This window comes from Neorhizobium fuzhouense (assembly GCF_042611105.1).
In the GTDB taxonomy this organism is placed as follows: Bacteria; Pseudomonadota; Alphaproteobacteria; order Rhizobiales; family Rhizobiaceae; genus Neorhizobium; species Neorhizobium galegae_A.
The window spans coordinates 1-2,500 of the sequence record NZ_JBHFFP010000030.1 but is presented as its reverse complement, the minus strand read 5'-3'; the positions used below and the strand labels follow the sequence as shown (position 1 = coordinate 2,500).

Here is a 2,500-nt window from a genome sequence, read left to right as displayed (position 1 = left end):
GCATCTGTTGCAATAGATTGGGATGACTTGTGGCTAGGGGTGAAAGGCCAATCAAACTCGGAAATAGCTGGTTCTCCGCGAAAACTATTTAGGTAGTGCGTCGATCGAATACCCCAGGGGGTAGAGCACTGGATGGGCTATGGGGACTCACCGTCTTACTGATCCTAACCAAACTCCGAATACCTGGGAGTACTAATCGGCAGACACACGGCGGGTGCTAACGTCCGTCGTGAAGAGGGCAACAACCCTGACCTCCAGCTAAGGTCCCCAAGTCATGGCTAAGTGGGAAAGGATGTGAGGATCCCAAAACAACCAGGATGTTGGCTTAGAAGCAGCCATCATTTAAAGAAAGCGTAACAGCTCACTGGTCTAAATAAGGGTCTTTGCGCCGAAAATGTAACGGGGCTAAAGCCATGCACCGAAGCTGAGGATACGTCGCAAGACGTGTGGTAGCGGAGCGTTCCGTAAGCCTGCGAAGGAGGACCCGTGAGGGCCTCTGGAGGTATCGGAAGTGCGAATGTTGACATGAGTAACGATAAAGAGGGTGAGAGACCCTCTCGCCGAAAGACCAAGGGTTCCTGCTTAAAGTTAATCTGAGCAGGGTTAGCCGGCCCCTAAGGCGAGGCGGAAACGCGTAGTCGATGGGAACCACGTTAATATTCGTGGGCCTGGTGGTAGTGACGGATTGCGTAACTTGTTCATTCTTATTGGATTGGATGGGCGAGGAAGCGGTTCCAGGAAATAGCTCCATCATTATAGACCGTACCCGAAACCGACACAGGTGGTCAGGTAGAGTATACCAAGGCGCTTGAGAGAACTATGTTGAAGGAACTCGGCAAATTGCACGCGTAACTTCGGAAGAAGCGTGACCCCTTTTTACGCAAGTATGAAGGGGTGGCACAGACCAGGGGGTAGCGACTGTTTATCAAAAACACAGGGCTCTGCGAAGTCGCAAGACGACGTATAGGGTCTGACGCCTGCCCGGTGCTGGAAGGTTAAGAGGAGAGGTGCAAGCTTTGAATCGAAGCCCCAGTAAACGGCGGCCGTAACTATAACGGTCCTAAGGTAGCGAAATTCCTTGTCGGGTAAGTTCCGACCTGCACGAATGGCGTAACGACTTCCCCGCTGTCTCCAACATAGACTCAGTGAAATTGAATTCCCCGTGAAGATGCGGGGTTCCTGCGGTCAGACGGAAAGACCCCGTGCACCTTTACTATAGCTTTACACTGGCATTCGTGTCGGCATGTGTAGGATAGGTGGTAGGCTTTGAAGCGGGGACGCCAGTTCTCGTGGAGCCATCCTTGAAATACCACCCTTATCGTCATGGATGTCTAACCGCGGTCCGTCATCCGGATCCGGGACAGTGTATGGTGGGTAGTTTGACTGGGGCGGTCGCCTCCGAAAGAGTAACGGAGGCGCGCGATGGTGGGCTCAGACCGGTCGGAAATCGGTCGTCGAGTGCAATGGCATAAGCCCGCCTGACTGCGAGACTGACAAGTCGAGCAGAGACGAAAGTCGGTCATAGTGATCCGGTGGTCCCGTGTGGAAGGGCCATCGCTCAACGGATAAAAGGTACGCCGGGGATAACAGGCTGATGACCCCCAAGAGTCCATATCGACGGGGTTGTTTGGCACCTCGATGTCGGCTCATCGCATCCTGGGGCTGGAGCAGGTCCCAAGGGTTTGGCTGTTCGCCAATTAAAGCGGTACGTGAGCTGGGTTCAGAACGTCGTGAGACAGTTCGGTCCCTATCTGCCGTGGGTGTAGGAATATTGACAGGATCTGTCCCTAGTACGAGAGGACCGGGATGGACATATCTCTGGTGGACCTGTTGTCCTGCCAAGGGCATAGCAGGGTAGCTATATATGGAAGGGATAACCGCTGAAGGCATCTAAGCGGGAAACCCACCTGAAAACGAGTATTCCCTATCAGAGCCGTGGAAGACGACCACGTTGATAGGACGGGTGTGGACGTGCAGCAATGCATGAAGCTTACCGTTACTAATAGCTCGATCGGCTTGATCGTTCTCATTGACCATGCTCATCAACATGAGCGAATAGCGAATAGGATGTAGCGAATAGACATCGCAACATCCTGAAACGCTCTTCAAACCAAAGACGTGTTCAAAACCAGCGAAGACAGGAGCCCAAAGCGAACCAACTACTCGCTATTCGCTCACAAAATCCAGCTTCTCAAATACATTGCCCTTAGCCGACCTGGTGGTCATGGCGGGGCGGCTGCACCCGTTCCCATTCCGAACACGGCCGTGAAACGCCCCAGCGCCAATGGTACTTCGTCTCAAGACGCGGGAGAGTAGGTCGCTGCCAGGTCTGCTAAAGGCAATGTCAAATCTTCTCAAACAAAACAAAAGGGCCTCGGCCCAGAACGAGGCCGCTCCCAAGCGGCCTTTTTGCTGAAAAACAAACCGACAAACTCAGGCCAAGCCTGACATCCCTCCCGGGAACTAACCCGGAAAAAATAACGCGGGGTGGAGCAGCCCG

2 rRNA genes (1 of these 2 cut by a window edge) are annotated in these 2,500 nt (G+C 53.5%); both read left to right on the top strand.

Features of this window, described 5'->3' with window-relative positions:
• Positions 1 to 2,024, top strand: a 23S ribosomal RNA gene (locus ACEXP3_RS24570); it begins 925 nt to the left of the window's first position.
• Between the two features lie 190 nt (positions 2,025 to 2,214).
• Positions 2,215 to 2,329 (top strand): 5S ribosomal RNA (gene rrf, locus ACEXP3_RS24565).
• Positions 2,330 to 2,500 lie beyond the last annotated feature (171 nt).